This window comes from Chryseobacterium sp. CP-77 (assembly GCF_036362765.1).
GTDB lineage: Bacteria > Bacteroidota > Bacteroidia > Flavobacteriales > Weeksellaceae > Chryseobacterium > Chryseobacterium cupriresistens.
Window position 1 is genome coordinate 362,881 of the sequence record NZ_CP143637.1, and the last position, 15,660, is coordinate 378,540.

The 15,660-nt window shown below is 35.3% G+C and carries 13 protein-coding genes; 10 read left to right on the forward strand and 3 right to left on the reverse strand.

Translation table 11 applies throughout. The features are described 5' to 3' along the window. Positions 1 to 257: 257 nt before the first annotated feature. Complete coding sequence (locus tag V0410_RS01600; RefSeq protein ID WP_330746037.1) at positions 258 to 482, forward strand: helix-turn-helix domain-containing protein; 225 nt, start codon at positions 258 to 260, stop codon at positions 480 to 482. 403 nt (positions 483 to 885) lie between these two features. Here V0410_RS01600 and V0410_RS01605 read toward each other — a convergent pair whose 3' ends face one another. After that, positions 886 to 1,149, reverse strand: coding sequence for a transposase (locus V0410_RS01605; RefSeq protein ID WP_330746038.1), 264 nt, complete (start codon positions 1,147 to 1,149; stop codon positions 886 to 888). A 327-nt stretch (positions 1,150 to 1,476) separates the two neighbouring features. Here V0410_RS01605 and V0410_RS01610 point away from each other — a divergent pair, with 327 nt between their 5' ends. Together V0410_RS01610 and V0410_RS01615 are read left to right on the forward strand one after the other, a co-directional pair. Then, positions 1,477 to 3,801, forward strand: a complete 2,325-nt coding sequence (locus V0410_RS01610; protein ID WP_330746039.1) for a TonB-dependent receptor — start codon at positions 1,477 to 1,479, stop codon at positions 3,799 to 3,801. A gap of 1,001 nt (positions 3,802 to 4,802) precedes the next feature. Beyond that, on the forward strand, positions 4,803 to 6,095 hold the full coding sequence (locus tag V0410_RS01615; RefSeq protein ID WP_330746040.1) for a hypothetical protein: 1,293 nt from the start codon (positions 4,803 to 4,805) through the stop codon (positions 6,093 to 6,095). Between the two features lie 349 nt (positions 6,096 to 6,444). Here the strand turns inward: V0410_RS01615 and V0410_RS01620 are convergent, their stop codons facing one another. Further along, positions 6,445 to 8,199 carry a hypothetical protein gene (locus V0410_RS01620; protein WP_330746041.1) on the reverse strand — a complete coding sequence of 585 codons (1,755 nt, stop codon included), beginning with the start codon at positions 8,197 to 8,199 and terminating at the stop codon, positions 6,445 to 6,447. A gap of 456 nt (positions 8,200 to 8,655) precedes the next feature. Here V0410_RS01620 and V0410_RS01625 point away from each other — a divergent pair, with 456 nt between their 5' ends. From V0410_RS01625 to V0410_RS01635, 3 genes are all read left to right on the forward strand, one after another. Next, complete coding sequence (locus V0410_RS01625; RefSeq protein WP_330746042.1) at positions 8,656 to 8,967, forward strand: helix-turn-helix domain-containing protein; 312 nt, start codon at positions 8,656 to 8,658, stop codon at positions 8,965 to 8,967. 130 nt (positions 8,968 to 9,097) lie between these two features. Beyond that, a complete protein-coding gene (locus V0410_RS01630) occupies positions 9,098 to 9,424 on the forward strand; it encodes a hypothetical protein (protein WP_330746043.1) in 327 nt (108 codons plus the stop codon). A gap of 306 nt (positions 9,425 to 9,730) precedes the next feature. Continuing rightward, positions 9,731 to 9,961 (forward strand): hypothetical protein, encoded by a 231-nt coding sequence (locus V0410_RS01635; protein ID WP_330746044.1) that lies wholly within the window; start codon positions 9,731 to 9,733, stop codon positions 9,959 to 9,961. Positions 9,962 to 10,433: 472 nt separating this feature from the next. On the opposite strand, the gene V0410_RS01640 is transcribed toward V0410_RS01635, so the two are convergent. After that, entirely contained in the window at positions 10,434 to 11,222 is a 789-nt protein-coding gene (locus V0410_RS01640) for an AraC family transcriptional regulator (RefSeq protein WP_330746045.1), read from the reverse strand. Between the two features lie 89 nt (positions 11,223 to 11,311). On the opposite strand from V0410_RS01640, the gene V0410_RS01645 reads away from it, so the two are divergent. The 4 genes from V0410_RS01645 to V0410_RS01660 are packed head-to-tail and all read left to right on the forward strand — an operon-like array spanning position 11,312 to position 15,543. Next, positions 11,312 to 11,572 carry a hypothetical protein gene (locus V0410_RS01645; protein WP_330746046.1) on the forward strand — a complete coding sequence of 87 codons (261 nt, stop codon included), beginning with the start codon at positions 11,312 to 11,314 and terminating at the stop codon, positions 11,570 to 11,572. After that, the gene (locus V0410_RS01650; protein WP_330746047.1) at positions 11,559 to 12,893 is read left to right on the forward strand and encodes a TolC family protein; all 1,335 of its coding nucleotides are present in this window, start codon (positions 11,559 to 11,561) and stop codon (positions 12,891 to 12,893) included. The genes V0410_RS01645 and V0410_RS01650 overlap by 14 nt, the downstream gene beginning before the upstream one ends. 11 nt (positions 12,894 to 12,904) lie before the next feature. Then, on the forward strand, positions 12,905 to 13,951 hold the full coding sequence (locus V0410_RS01655) for an HlyD family secretion protein (protein ID WP_330746048.1): 1,047 nt from the start codon (positions 12,905 to 12,907) through the stop codon (positions 13,949 to 13,951). Between the two features lie 2 nt (positions 13,952 to 13,953). Continuing rightward, positions 13,954 to 15,543 (forward strand): MFS transporter, encoded by a 1,590-nt coding sequence (locus V0410_RS01660; protein ID WP_330746049.1) that lies wholly within the window; start codon positions 13,954 to 13,956, stop codon positions 15,541 to 15,543. Positions 15,544 to 15,660: the final 117 nt, after the last annotated feature.

A 15,660-nucleotide genomic window follows, 5' to 3' on the forward strand; every position in this document is an offset into this window, starting at 1 on the left:
GTACTGGTATACCCGTGTACGATAAGAGAGCCCACGCCGCGGTCGTGAGCTAATTTACTTATCTTCTCGTACACATAAAATTACCAGTTTTCTAGTCGAGAATCTAAGCAATAGCTTCGATTATTTTTTTGAAGTATTGCAAAGTTACCATTATTGTAACTTATTTAGCAAATATAAAACATTTTTCTTTATGTAGGTTAATTCAACTACAATAATTTATTTAAATCTTATCATTTTGTCTATTCAAGTTAACTGCGATGGATAAATTAGAATTTAGAATAGCATTTGGTAAAAGAGTTGAGAAGTTTAGAAAAAAGTTGAATTTGAGTTATAGAGAGTTGGCTCAGAAATGTGATGTAGATCATAGTAATATTAGTAAAATAGAAAAAGGGGAAGTAGATCTTAGAATTTCTACCATTCAAGAGTTAGCCAAAGGACTAGATGTGCATCCACAGGAGCTATTTGATTTTAAATTAAAATAAAAAAACTACTCTTAAACAATTTTTTTAATTCATAAATGAATAAAATACTAACGACGATTGGTATTTTATTGTCTTATAAATGTGATGAGAGTATTTTAGGATTAATCAGATCAGAGAACTAAATTTACTTTGTGATGTAGCTCATAGATACTGAATAGGGAAGGGCTTACTGATGGAGCGTTGCCTGAAAATTCTAGTCACAATTAAAAAATGATTCTCTGACAAATATATTAATAATAGATTTTTTATATTTGTAATTCGAAACTAAAGAATTCTTTAGTCAAGATTTAAGATTTTGCAGATTATAAAAATATATAGAGTTGTGTCAAATTCGTGGCAATTGTCTGAAACTTATTTAATTTATACGATATTCAGATAGTTTTTATTGCTAGGTTCGAATCCCTCACTCTCCGCAAAAAAAGCCTTGAATTAAATGATTCAAGGCTTTTTTATTGCTCATCATTCTAAAGAGCAATTCGGGATCAAGGATCAAGCGCAAAAGTTGGGGACTAGGCAAAAATTTTGTTAATCTGAAGAGAAAAAATGTTCTGTCCTTCACACCTCTGAGCTGAATTCTAAAGTTTTTGATTCTGGCATTGAAGGATTCAGCTGCTGCATTGGAGCTTCTTTGATGAAAATAGTTTAAAATATCCCTGTAATGAATCATTATTGTTTTTCTTAAGGTAGAAAAAAGATTTAAAATCTGCTTCTTCCACCTTTTTGAACCAATGGGCAAGTTTAGTCATAGCCAAAGATTTAGGAATATTCTGATGATAAATCTTTCGCAGTCCATCGGTCAACTGATACCTCTTTTACCTTTATCCGAAGTTTTCTGCTGATCTTTAAAAGATGTCCTCGTCACATTTAAATTTCACCAATTTTGCCCTGTTATTTATTTAGAATTAATAAAAATAATATATCTTTGCATTCGCTGATTTATCAGCAAAATTCGAAAATCTATTCAGTACAAGCAATGAAAATTAATCAATACAATATGGCTAAGATCACAGCCGTATTATTATATTGTTCTTATTCCGTATCCTCTAAAGTTTCTGCTGCGGTACCTTTTGTTCAACCCACTCCTTCATCTTTTTATTTGTTTCATTTTCAGCAAAATGGTGTTGTCGCTGGCCGTGTTGTCAATGAACAGGGGCAACCTTTGTTTAATGTCAATATTCAGCTAATTGGAGCAGGAGAAACAAGGTCTGATAAAGATGGGTATTTCAGATTCGAAGGGATAGAATATGGAAAATATAACTTGGTACTTAGTTCAGCGGGATTTGAAAGTATTACCAGAGAGGTTGAGCTGACAGAAGAGTCCTTTATATTTTCCAGTCCATTTGTCATGCTTGAAAAAGGGCATAATTTGGATGAAGTTGTTGTTACAGCGAGCAGATTAGCAGAGCATATTGATGAAGTGCCTTCGTCAATTACTTATATTGGAGGTAAAGCACTTGATCAACAAAGGCAGATCAATGACAATCTGCCTTCAATCCTGATGCAGAAAGTTCCCAGCATTTCTCCAAGTGAAGAAAGTCAGAATAATTTTATTGCCAAGATCCGCGGACGTAATTTCCTGGTGCTGATTGATGGTATTCCACAATCCACACCTTTACGTAATGGAGGACGAGATCTTCGTACGATTGATGCCAGTGCCATAGATCATATTGAGGTGATCAACGGAGCCACAGCCATGTACGGTAACGGAGCTGCTGGCGGAGTGATCAACTACATTACAAAAAAGCCTAGAAAAAATAAAAATTTCAGCTCTTCAACTTACCTCAATAATTCTATGAGCCTTGTGAAACCGAGTGCAACTTATGGTTATAATATTGCACAACTTTTTTCGGGACAGGTTGGCAAATGGGACTATGTTGTCCAGGGGAAGATAGGACACAGTGGTGTTGTTCGCAGCGCTGATGGGGTAATAGTAAGTCCGTTTTATGGGCTGGGTGAAACAAAGTCTTATAATGCGCTGGCTAAAATTGGCTATCAGCTTTCTCAGAATCATCACATAGAATTAATGGGAAACTATTATCGCAGTTTACAGGATAGCAAATACGCAGGCACAACGGGTATATTTGGGCAATCACCGGCAATTGGCATTCCATCTGATGTGGTTGCCAATGGTGGGACTCCTTATAACAAAGCCCTGCATTTAAAATATGATGGACAATACGGAAATACGGCAGCGAACTTAAGTCTGTATTATGAAGATATGAACACTGTTTTTGAAACCTATAATCAGAATTATTCTGATCACAAAGGGGCAAGACTTAACTTCAACACACCATTTCAACTAGGCAGTTCTTCTAAGATGTCTCTTATCTACGGTCTGGATCTCCTGAAGGATCATACAGTACAGAAAACTCTCAAAGAGGAACTGGTAACACCGGACATGAATATGAACAATTTTGCTGTTTATGTGCAGAGTAAGTTAAACATGGGTACATACTGGATTCTAAAAGGAGGAATTCGTTATGAGAATATCCGGTTTAAGGTCGGGGATCTGACAAAAAACGGCAAACTTACAGTCGGTGAAAACAGTAATTCTGATGCTTTTGTTTTTAACCTTGCGACCAGATATAATAAATATAGCTATCTTCAACCTTTTGCGTCCTTTTCTCAAGGGTATTCTATTGGTGATGTGGGACTTATATTGCGTAACGGTGTGCCTTTGAGCCAGATTGACCCCAAACCTGTTGTTGTCAACAATTTTGAATTGGGTATCAATGGCAAGCTATCTTTTTGGGACTACCAGCTTACAGGTTATTATAGTACGTCTAAGAAAGGAACCAACTTTGCAGAGACGTCCGTGCCCGGTAAGTATGAACTACTCCAGGTTCCTCAACGTATTTATGGTGTCGAATTTGTGGCAAATGTAAAACCGGTTCAATGGTTGTCTATTGGTACGGTACTAGGGTACATGGACGGACGTCAGGATTTGAAAAATGAAGGTACCTTTAGGGATAAGCTGGACAATTCTATAATTTCTCCTTTCAAAATTAATCTGAATGTTGATTTTAAGCTGACAAAACAATGGAATGTTTATCTGCAGTACCTGCATTTAGGAGGAAGAGATGTCTTTCCTACAGATGCATATAACTATGGTAAATATCCGATTTCCGGATACAATCTTGTTGACTTTCAGACGAAATACAAATATCACAATTTTACTTTCTTATTCTCCGTTAATAACTTATTTAACGCCGATTACTACCCGATACATGCTGAAGTACGTGGTGCAACCAATGAGGGACGCTACTACATCAAAGGGGCAGGAACAATGGCTAATCTGGGGATACAGTTTGACCTGTAGTAATAAGCATTTAATTCGGATGAAGTTGATTCTACATAGGATAAAAGTAGGGATAACTTTTCCTGTGATCACCTTATAAAGTATGGCTCCGGAAAACTCCGGAGCCTTTTTAGCCTTTTTCCGGCTTATCTAACTGCGTCCTACATTGCTAAGTGGAATTTAGTTGCTGTATTTTTTCAGATTTAACTGGAGATTAAGATTCATTAAAGAAATATTTTTCTTCTTACCTTTTAAATCCTTTTTGTTCACCCCATTATCAGCAATATGTTCTCTAATTCCCATACACCTCAGAAGATCTTTTTCTAAATCATTTTTATGAATGGGTTTTTGAGTGATTGGTTTATAAAGACCTTACATAGCTCTTTAATTTATAAAATGATTACATTTTTCACTTACAAAAATACGAGAAATATTACTTTTCAAATAGTGATTGAACTTATTGCGTTTATTTAAGATTTGTTAATCATATTGTTGTGCTGAATTGTATACCTAATGTATACTTGGCTTTTTGAGACTGCATACAGTATGTATACTCTGTTTTCTTTTATCTTACGGCTTATCTATAGATCTTTGTACAGGGATTAAATCCGAGTAATATTCGAGTTGCTACCCATTTTAATTTAAGTAAAAATACGATAGCATCTTGGAAAAAACAGTTTTTAATAAAATAATAATTAAGATAACTGATTTTAAATATAGACATTGGTTCATATCTAAGTACATTGTATAGATTGTGAAATGAGCCCATTACGAATCAGTAATTAAAAAACGGAAAAAGGAAAAATGACTTCTGCCAGAGTCATTTCAGAATACAGGATTCCCAAAATAACTTATACACGTAGTATCAAAAAGATGGAAACAATAATATTTCCAAAGCAAAATAAGATTGATACTTCGACATTTTTTACGGACACAAATTTAGTATATAACTCGGGAAAAGGAATTGTTATAAATTTCCTTTTCTCTCTTTTTCAAATTAAAATTTTTAAAACAAGTAAGTAATGAAAAAAAACATTCTAGTAATTTTAACAGTATTGTCCAGTTCACTTTACTTTGGGCAGGTAGGAATAAATACAACAAACCCACAAGGAATTTTCCATGTAGACGGCGCAAAAGATAATCCCGCAACAGGAAGTACGTCGCAAGCTCAGCAGGCAAATGATTTAGTAATTACGCCTACTGGTAGCACAGGAATTGGTACTGTTACTCCTGATGCTTCTGCAATATTAGATTTGACATCTTCGGATAAAGGGATGCTGGCACCGAGGGTAAATCTTACTTCGGCAACAATGCAGTTGGGAACTAGTGCAAATGCGGTTGGATTATTGGTGTTTAATACAGGGACAGCTTTATCTCAGGGATATTATTTTTGGAATGGTTCAGAGTGGCGTATTGTGAGCTCAACAACGGCAACTCCGCCTGCTATAGCTGGTCTTAATTGTACTGCTGCAACATTAAGTCCCGGTACCTATATCCAGGGAACTCCATATGTGGGAGTATTAAGAATACCTTATACGGGAGGTAATGGTGGAATTTATAGTTCAGGGGCACCAATTACTGTTAATGGTTTGACTCTGACTCTGCAATCAGGGCAATTGGAAGCTGGTGATGGCTTCTTGATATTTAATGTGACAGGAACACCTACGGTAAGTACGCCTACTCCTACAGATTTTCCTATTAGCTCCACAGTAGTTCCTTTTTATACAGGAAGCTGTACTGTTACGGTAGGGAAATTACAAGCAGCAGATGTTAATACAATTGCATTTTCAGGACCTTTGATGTTGACTTCTGATAATGGTAGAGTAGGATACTCTTTAGATGCAACCACGCCGGATGGCAAGTTTTCTGTAAGATGCTTTGTGCCGCAAGCAATGCTTTTTTCTAATGTGAATCTTCAGATAAGAAATAATGACACTGCTAATACAGTTGACATTATATCAAACACTGCCTATTTTTGGGGAGGTCTTGGGTCTTCTCAAAACAACCAGGCAAGATTACCCGCAAACAACTGGGCAGGGTATTCTGGAAGTTCAGCAAGTTTGGTAATAGCAACCGCACAAAATTCAACAAACTTTCCAAACTGGTGGGATCCGGAGGTATATGCCGGAGGTATGCCAGAATACAGACTTTACCACTGGAGTAAGGCAGATCCTACAGACAAAACATTTTACACCATGGAATTTATGATGGCAAGTACAACACCTGCTGGAGTTGCCAATTCTACAACTTGCCCAGGAGGAACATGTTCCAGTACAAAAGTGTTTTTCTATTTAAGACAGATTGTGACACCATAAGCACTTTTTTAATACAGAAAATTGAACATAAAGTAAGTATAACGTAATTTTCAACATTCAGATGGTTGTAATGATATTGTCTCTTTGCAACAATTGACCTCACAGATCTAAATCTGTGAGGTTCTGTTTCTCCCTCTATTTCTCCTTTATTTCTCCGGTTGTGGATGGAAGCTATACCTATCATAAAAAAGGGAGTTGATATGCAGAAGTAGCTATTAAAGAAACAAAGTACCTCAGAAAAAGTTTAAGAATTCTTAAAAATAAATTAAGCAATTTTGTCGTGCATGCAGATAATTTCAGACTTCAAAATTCTTCAGAGACACTCCCAATTCTACCGTAGAAATGCCTATTAAAAGTTTAAGTTTTGCAGGAACAAGTTCAGGTCCTGATCTTTAGGCAAACCTATCTTTTGTTTTAGTCTGTATTTTTGTATTTTCACAGTGTTAGGATCAGTTTTAAGTATTTGGGATATCTCTCTGTTATTCATATGTAAATAAATATATCCGGCATATTTCAGATCTAAATCTGTAAGCTTCTTACTTGAAATTTCTATTAATTTTTTGTAAAAACCAGGATGAATTTCCTCAAATAAAATCTTAATATTTTTAATATCACCTGAAATGATTTTATCTTCTTTTAATTCTTTTTCTATATTGATATCTTCCTGATTACTTACTTTTGCCGACAGGTTTTTGATGAAGTTATTCTTTTGCTCCAGTTGTAAAGAAGTCGCAAGTATTTGCCTGTATAATTTTTCCTTTTTTGTTTTTGTTAATTGTAATTCTTCTCTTACCTTATTCTTCTCCTCTTTTTCCCTGATAAATGATTGCTCTATTTCTACTTTCTCCCTTCTGATTATGTTCATTTTGCGAAGTTTCAACTTTAATCTGTTACGATAATAGTAAAGTAAGAGAGCCATACCTATGAGGGATACAGTAATAATAATAAAAAGGATAATGCTTTTATTCTTTAACTGTCGCAGCTGAAAACCTTCTTTTTTTTCAGACTGATAAATTACTTCATAGGTGGAATTATAATTATTAAACAGTGATTCATAGTACTTATTTGTAATATGCTGGCTTTCTTTTGTATACTTTATCACTTTATCATAATCTTTCATACTTCCATAGAGATTGGAAATATTATCTATGATCATTACAAGATTCAATACGTTGGTATCATCATTTTTTTTAGATAAATTATAAGCTTTTAAAAGATAGTTTTCTGCAGTTTTGTATTCCCCTAATGTATAATAATAAGTACCTATATTGTTGTATATAAGTGGGGTAAAGTAGGAAAGCTTAGGCTCATTGGCTGCTATTTGCAGTGCTTTAGCGTAAGCCTTCTGACTTTCTGCCTTCTGATTTTTATACAGTTCTCCATACTGTAAATAGTATTTTACGAGGCATCTTTCGCGTGCCGCTTGAAATTTTATCTTTTCTGCATATTGATAAGAAACCTGCAGCGCATTCCCGGCCATTTTTCTATAACCTTCATTGTTTGTCTTTGCTAATTGTTTTATATAATAACTGCTCAGGTTTGTATAAGATGAACTTATTGCTATTGGGTTTTTGGAGAGTTGTGCATACCTGGTTAACTCTAAATAATATTTTCGTACGTCTCTTTTTATATTATGCTGAACATAAAAATTGACTTTAAGGTACGATATAACAGCGAGGAGAAAATTGTTGTTTTTATGCTTTTCAAAAATGTTGATGCTACTGTTGACATATTTTCTGAATAAGTACTTATCATTAAGACCTGCATAATAACTTGCGTAGCCATAATTAACGTACGCTGTTAATAATTCTTCTTTATCTTCTGAAAGTAATTGGGATGCTTTCTCTAAAGTTTGTTTGGCTTCAGGATATTTTTTTAATTTGGTATAATAATCTATCAGATACACCATACCTATAATCTTCTTAGAGTGATCAGATGAATTTAGAAACTTAGTATCTATATTATCTTTTGCTTTTTCAAAATCTCTCCCGAATAAATAGGCATACGTTTCCTGTTGTTCCCAATCTGTATCACTTTGAGCATAACATTTATTGGTAACACCTACTATGAAAATCAGCAATAGAAAATAAAAACTTTGCATCATTTAAATATTTACAAAATGAACTCATTTTTTACTACAAAAATATAAGAAATTATACTTTTTTGATAAATGATTTAATTCATGGTTTTTTATTAATGTATTGATAGTTAATGGCTTTTGTTAAATTGTATACAGAATGTATACCTGTCTTTTGGCGCTGTGCACTCTAAGTATACTTTGGTTTCTCTTCTCTTCAAAATCGTCTGCGGAACTTTGCAGAGAAAATGAGAACAGATTATACCTCTTTCAATTTTCTAATATTTTTTACTATTAATCTATTAAAATTAAGAATTTATATATATAAAAAACAACTAAGTATAAAATATTATTCTAAACTATGGATTTTATTTTAAAAGATCAATAAATATTACACTGATAGTCGTATCTCGCTTATCAATTTTTTCAGGAAGGTATTAAACACATTAAAATAACTTCAGATTACAATTAAAATTTCTAAAAATGGATAGACCAAACTACAAGCAAATTTACAATGATATTATCCTTGAACAGTTTCCCAATAAAATGAAACAATGTCAAGATATTCTTAGTAAAAGTGTTTTATCTGCACTAGATGTTATTAAACTTAATAATATCCTTTGGATAAAGCATAATGCTAACAACCAGAAACATAAGTCTTATGATAAGGCAAGTATTTTAAAAATGCTTGAATTTCAGAAAAAAAATAAAATGAATAATCTGCAGTTGGCTGCCCATTTTAATGTCAGTAGAAACACGGTAACTGCCTGGAAGAAAAGATTTTTAATAAAATAAAAATAATCAGATGGTTAATTATAACAATATACACATTGGATCCTATATCAAAATGCGTTGCAAAGAGTGTGAAATAAGTTCACTAAGAATAGTTAATTTTTTTGGCTGTTCAGTTTCTGAAATCGAAAAGATGTATCTACAAGAAGCGATGTGTACAGATTTACTACTGAAGTGGTGCAAATTACTGGAATATGATTTCTTTAGAATTTATACCCAACATTTGATTCTGTATTCACCGCCCTCCAAAGAAAATAATAACAAAACGACAAGAACACTATTACCTAAATTCAGAAAGAACATTTATACAATGGAAATCATTGAATTTATCCTTCGTAAGATCGAAAAAGGAGAAATAACCAGAGCTGAAGTGATTTCTAAATACAGAATCCCAAAAACAACTTTATACAAGTGGTTTCAAAAATATAGAAGTGGAAATGTTCCCAACAATAACCACTAGTGTAAAGTTTTTTTATAAACACAAATTAATTATATAATCAGAAGGAAAGCATTATGAAAAACTTTTCTTTTTTACAATGCAAAATTTAAAAGCAAAAATGGTAATGAAAAAGTCATGATCTCCGACACTTTGATGAACAGTCATATTCCATTTTTTTAGCTTAATCATGGAGCAGAGATGATTTGAAGTTCAATGAATAGGTTTGCGGTAGTAAACACTTTTTGATGATATCGAATCTGAATAATCCCTAAAGCTACTGGAAATGAAGATACAACAATTTATGTTAAACTAAAATATCTAAGTATATTGAAAAACTTATTTTATTACTCGTTGAAAGGTAAAACAAAATCCCAGACTGTTACAAGGCTTAAAGAAACTGCCGGAAACATAATTGAAAATGAAGACAGTATTACTATTATCATCAATAGATGGTATGTAAAGGTTGTTATTTCTCTGATATTATTAAATGATTCTGTTGCAGTGATTGTTATAAAAAAAAAGAGTGTACCGTTCTTTGAAAAATATACGGTATTTTAAAGAAAAACAATCTTCTTCACCATGGAACCCGATATAGAGGCAAAATAGAAAATAATATTTTCAGTAGGAGATTAAATAACAAAATATATACAGATAGCTGATCAGAGGCTTTGCTATGGGAAATCGTAAAAATTGATAATATCAAATTCCTTATCCAAAAAACGCCTTTATATCTTTAATGGTAGTGTTATCTTTAATGGACTCCAGAGGTGCTTCGACATAAAAAATGACTTCTGTTGTTGGTGGATCAACCTGTTCGCGTGTCTTTCTGATGACAGATATTTCTTTATCGTTTTAATTAACAGCTCATCATCAAATAGTCAATACTAAAATAAGTACTGCCGCCAAGTCCGAATCCCTCATTCTTCGCAAAAAACCTTAAATCATTTGATTTAAGGCTTTTTTATAATGTCTTATTTGTCCATAATTCTTAAACAGCAATTCCTTAGAATCACATCTGATAAATGAGTTTTCATATTCTGGACATTGTTCTGAATTCGGTAGGTCTCATATTGGTTAACTGATAAAAATTATTGCTGAAAGCCGCAATATTGGAGTACCCAATTTCATAGGTAATTTCAGTCATATTCAGATCGGTATCTTTGATCAATTCCATTGCCCGGATAATCCGGAGCATTTTTATATACTGAATAAACGTAATATGAAGTTTTGTCTGAAAAAGCCTTGTCAGACTTCTTACACTCATTCCTGCTTGTCTGGCGGTATTCTCTAAAGTAAGCTTTTCATGTAACTGGGTCCTGAGATGATCCGTAATAGCATTAAGCCGGTGGTCATCAGTTGTAGGAAGCTGGATTGAAAATTTTTTGAGATTTTCTCTTGATATAAGTTCCTTCAGTGTTGTAAGAAATTGAAATTCCCAGGAACCTTTATAATAGTCTCCCTGCCATTTTTCGCTGAACGTAAGCATTTCCGATAATAGCTTGCTTACCGGATAGATTCCCAGTTCATTATAAAATCCGTTAGTGTTTTCTTCCGGAAAGTAAATGTTAATAATGTACAGATCCTGAGTATTAAACATCAGATTATGGGGATATCTTCCAGGTATCCAGATGTAATGGCTGGACGGAATATAAAAATCCTTCTCAGCAGTCTTCAGATAAGCAATTCCTCCAAAAACCAATAACAGCTGCGCCTTATCATGCTGATGTGGAGGCATCTGCTGTTCAGTTTGCTGTCGCACCACCAGGATAGAGTCGGGGTTTTGATCTACGCTGTCTAAAAGTTGTTTAAGAATTTCCATATGGCCAAATATAACAAATATCAGGCTGATTATATTAAAAGATAGTTTTTGACCATGAATAATTTTGCTCTTGTAAATAAAACAGAATTATGATAAAACATACAATAACAAACCGGGATCACAACCCCGAAACTGAAACCAAAGAAAAAGCTTTCGATCATAGCGGTTTTGATCAGGCAGAAACTTTCGAACAAATTAATTTCTACCGCTGGGCCTATTCTTATCCTTATGTGCCTATGGTTGATTTAACTTTAATCTTTGATGAACTAGGGAAAATGATGGCAGACCGGCTCTTTAAAAGAAGGGAAAATAGAAACACTTACAAAAATAAAATTCATGAAACCCTATAAATTACTTCCAATATGGGTGGCAGTATTGTTGCTGCCCATGTCAAATATTCATGCCCAGAACACAGCCGCTGCTCAGGTGATGAGCCTGGAAGAAATGTGGAAAGCAGCCGAAGCGAATAATCGTCAACTGAAACTGTCAGATTTATATCTCCGGCAAAGTAAAATGGAAGTACTTGAAGCTAAAGACCGTTTGCTGCCGGAACTTTCGCTGGGTGGAGAAGTGAAGCTCAATTCCAGATTCCTTCTTTATAATGAAGGTTTATTTTCGTCTCCGCAGGATGTACCCGTTAAAAGCTATGGATATGGAGCAGGATATAGTCTGAATTTTAATCTCTATAATGGCGGAAAGGAAAGGATAAATATAAAAATGAAGCGGGAAGAAGAGTTACGCAGGCAATATGAAGCTCAGCTGGAAAAGCACGGTGTGAAATATACGATTGCAGTTGAGTATTTTGATTTGTACAGATTCTTGTATTTCCGGGATTTTCTCTATGCAGAAATTGCTGCAGAAAAAAAACAGTTATCAATGATCGCGAGCCTGCATCAAAATGGAGTAGTACTAAAAAGCGATGTGCTGCGAACCTCTGTAAAATTATCCCAATTGGAACTAAACCTGTCTGATATAGAGAAAAAAATAGATATCAGAAAACAACGTCTGAATGTGCTGATGGGAAGAGATCAGCTTCAACAGCTGGAAATTGATTATAAAAAAAGTCAGGATATGGAAATTATTCAGGACAGCAATTACACCGGTTACCTCGATATTGCGCTCAGCCAGTCACCGGAACTTAAGATGATGGACAGCGATATTAGATCGAGTGAATTAAATATCAGTCAGGTTAAAGCAGCACGTTTGCCAAAAGTGTCATTATATTCCACTTATAATTATACCTATCCCCAGATCTCATTCTATCCTTACTCAAATGATATATGGGGATTCGGGCAAACCGGAATCAGAGTACAGTTTTCCCTGGATAATTTATACAAAAGCGAACATTCCATTGCTTTGACCAGGATTATCAGCATCGAAGCTAAGGAAAAAGCCAATAGGAAAAATGATGAAGTTACCCTTCAGATCAAAGAAGCTTATCTCCAGCAAAAACAAGCTTTGGAAAGCGTGGAAACCGCAGAGAAAAATATCTTAAGGACTACGGAGACTTTACGGGTAATCCGAAACAGTTATCTCAATCAGGAATCCCTGCTCACCGATCTTCTTGAAGCAGAAAACGCCTTACTGGAAGCAAAATTTGATTTAACAACTGCACAAACAAACGTAAAACTTAGTCGTATCCGGATTCTGGCAATCGCTGGAATTCTTTAAAACCAATAATTATGAATAAAAATAAAACAGATCAATGGATTGTCAACCTAACTCAATGGTTGGGAGCTGTATTGTTAACAGGTATTTTCATATGGGGAGTCCTGTATTTCATAAGACAATATCGCTATGAACAAACCAATGATGCACAGGTAGATGCCTATTTGTCTCCCATTAATGCAAAAGTAGGAGGGTATATCAGTAAGATTTATTACAAAGACAATCAACAGGTGAAAAAAGGGGATACACTGGTTCTTATTGAGCTTGATGAATATGGTTTAAAAAGAGATATTGCATCAGCGGAACTGGCAGGTTCATATGCTAGATTGCCTATTTTGGCTGCCAGTGAAGAAACACAAAGAAAAAGTATTGAGGTGATAAAAGCACAACTGGCCGGAGCTGATGCCAAACTGAAACAGCAAAAAAGAGAATTCCAACGCTACAAAAACCTTCTCGCAGACGAGTCAGCCACACCACAAAAATTTGACAATGTCAGCACTGCTCTGTCTATCACACAATCTGATTACGATCAGACCCAGGCCTCCTTACGGGTAGCCGAATCAAAGCTCAGTGATATTCATGCACAGCGAAATGCAGCAGAAGCAGAAATAAAAATCAGGAAAGCTATGGTGAAACGCCAGGAACTGGACATTAAATATACTGTAATTACTGCACCTTTTGACGGACAGATTGGTAAAAAGACGATTCAGGAAGGACAATTGATACAGCCGGGTCAGACGCTGGCATTTCTGGTGAATAAATCAGCGGAAAAATGGGTGACTGCCAATTTTAAGGAGACACAGATTGGCAGCTTCAAAACCGGTCAGGCTGTAACGGTGGAAGTAGATGCTTTTCCGGATGAACAATTCCATGGAGCCATCGAATCACTTGCTCCCACAACAGGTTCCCGATATTCATTGCTGCCACCGGATAATGCCACCGGAAATTTTGTGAAAATCATACAGCGTATTCCTGTGCGCATCAGACTGAGAGATACCCCTGAAAAATTAGCAAAACTTTCTGCGGGAATGAATGCCAATGTTTACATTTTAAAAGATTAACGATGCAGGCTCACAAAATTCCGGTTTTTAAACCCTGGGTTTCCGAATGGCTGGCAAGATCCGTAATATTCGCCATTTTGATGACCTGCCTTTTTAGTTTTGCTTACTATAGCAGTCCTGTTTCTGCAATGGGTTTTTATGGTGTGCAAGCTACTGATGTTCAATATGCCATGGTGGTAACTTATGGTTCAACTGTAGCCTTTTTAGCATTGGATTTTCGTATTGTAAAATATTTTGCTCCAAGAAAATATTTGTTGACGGCGTTTGCAGCTAATATAATATGTTCTGTTATCTGTTTTTATTCCAAAGACTGGACACTGTTTGTAATCTGTCAGTTTGTGCAGGGAATTACCTGTGCACTGACCTCGGGGATTGTCTTACAGCTTATCTTTCCGAGATTGCATTCCACACGTGCAAGGATAATTGCATATAGTCTTCTCTATGGGAGTATACAGATTGCTGTCCCGTTCTATTCCATCTACTCCAGCATCGTGCTTTATTTTTATGACTTCAACAGGCTGTTCTATGGTCTCGTCATGATACTTATTTTACTGGCGTTGGTTGTATTGGTAACAATGAACGGTAAGGCAAGATTTACCAGAAAAATACCTCTTTATCAGGTAGACTGGGCCGGTTATTTGTTTTATGGCTCTTTTATTTTGATTCTGGGATACATCCTTGTATATGGAAGGCAGTCAGGCTGGTATGACAGTCCGGTAATTATTCTGCTTACTCTCTGCAATATAACTATTCTTGCGCTTTTTGTTGCCAGAGAGTTGAAGCTTAAACGGCCATTGATTAATTTACAAATTTTCAGAGCAAAGAATTTTGTGATCGGATTGCTGTTGCTTTTTCTGTTTTATATTTTCAAAGGAAGCACGGGGCTTGCTTATGGTTATCTTGAGGCTATTTTAGGTAATGATCCACTCAGCACGATACCGATCTGGATAGCCGTAATTGCAGGAACTACAGTGGGAATGTTTGTTACCTCCCGGTTGATACTGATGGGGTTTAATCTGATCAGGATTATTATTGCAGGATTTGGTTTTATGGCTCTCTACTACGTCTACATGCTGATTTTTGTTTCTGTGCAGGGTGAAACAGCAGATTTCATTCTGCCTATGTTGATCTATGGTGCCGCAACAGGTGTTTTATTTGTTCCGATTGTTTCTTTTACTACATCCGCGGCACCGCCAAAAATTGCCGGCAATGCATCATTGATAGGAATATTGGCCAGATTTGTTGGTTTTAGCGCCAGCCTGGCTGTTAATAATGAACTTCAGCTGTTTACCAAATCGGCCGTAAGGGAAAAATTCCGGGAAACATTAACAGAAACGAATACCCAATTGCCTGTTAGTTTAATGGATATTCAAAACCAATATATGAATGCGGGCAATGATGTGTATACTGCAAAAGCTGCTTCAGCTGCCCAATTCAATGCTTTGATCCGGCAGCAGGTTTTGGCGCGTGCTACCCGGGATTATTATGACTGGATGCTGTTGGGAATAGTGTGTGTTATGATAATGCTCCTTCTGTTTCCAAAAATTCAGCAAGTGCTGCTTAGACTAAGGAAAGGAAATATACCCTATTAGAAAGAAGCAAATCTTTAAGATATTTTTCCGTTTGAGACTGGGAAACATAACTTTCATCTAATCCTGCAGAATCCCATTTTTGCAGGGTTTTTTGTTCTCTGATTTCCGAAATTTTCA

Bases quoted from the DNA above. Each gene is read 5' to 3' on its own strand.
- V0410_RS01640 (WP_330746045.1), bottom strand. From the start codon at position 11,222: ATGGAAATTCTTAAACAACTTTTAGACAGCGTAGATCAAAACCCCGAC.
- V0410_RS01660 (WP_330746049.1), top strand. From the start codon at position 13,954: ATGCAGGCTCACAAAATTCCGGTTTTTAAACCCTGGGTTTCCGAATGG.
- V0410_RS01655 (WP_330746048.1), top strand. From the start codon at position 12,905: ATGAATAAAAATAAAACAGATCAATGGATTGTCAACCTAACTCAATGG.
- V0410_RS01650 (WP_330746047.1), top strand. From the start codon at position 11,559: ATGAAACCCTATAAATTACTTCCAATATGGGTGGCAGTATTGTTGCTG.
- V0410_RS01615 (WP_330746040.1), top strand. From the start codon at position 4,803: ATGAAAAAAAACATTCTAGTAATTTTAACAGTATTGTCCAGTTCACTT.
- V0410_RS01600 (WP_330746037.1), top strand. From the start codon at position 258: ATGGATAAATTAGAATTTAGAATAGCATTTGGTAAAAGAGTTGAGAAG.
- V0410_RS01630 (WP_330746043.1), top strand. From the start codon at position 9,098: ATGTATCTACAAGAAGCGATGTGTACAGATTTACTACTGAAGTGGTGC.
- V0410_RS01645 (WP_330746046.1), top strand. From the start codon at position 11,312: ATGATAAAACATACAATAACAAACCGGGATCACAACCCCGAAACTGAA.
- V0410_RS01605 (WP_330746038.1), bottom strand. From the start codon at position 1,149: ATGATTCATTACAGGGATATTTTAAACTATTTTCATCAAAGAAGCTCC.
- V0410_RS01620 (WP_330746041.1), bottom strand. From the start codon at position 8,199: ATGATGCAAAGTTTTTATTTTCTATTGCTGATTTTCATAGTAGGTGTT.
- V0410_RS01610 (WP_330746039.1), top strand. From the start codon at position 1,477: ATGGCTAAGATCACAGCCGTATTATTATATTGTTCTTATTCCGTATCC.
- V0410_RS01625 (WP_330746042.1), top strand. From the start codon at position 8,656: ATGGATAGACCAAACTACAAGCAAATTTACAATGATATTATCCTTGAA.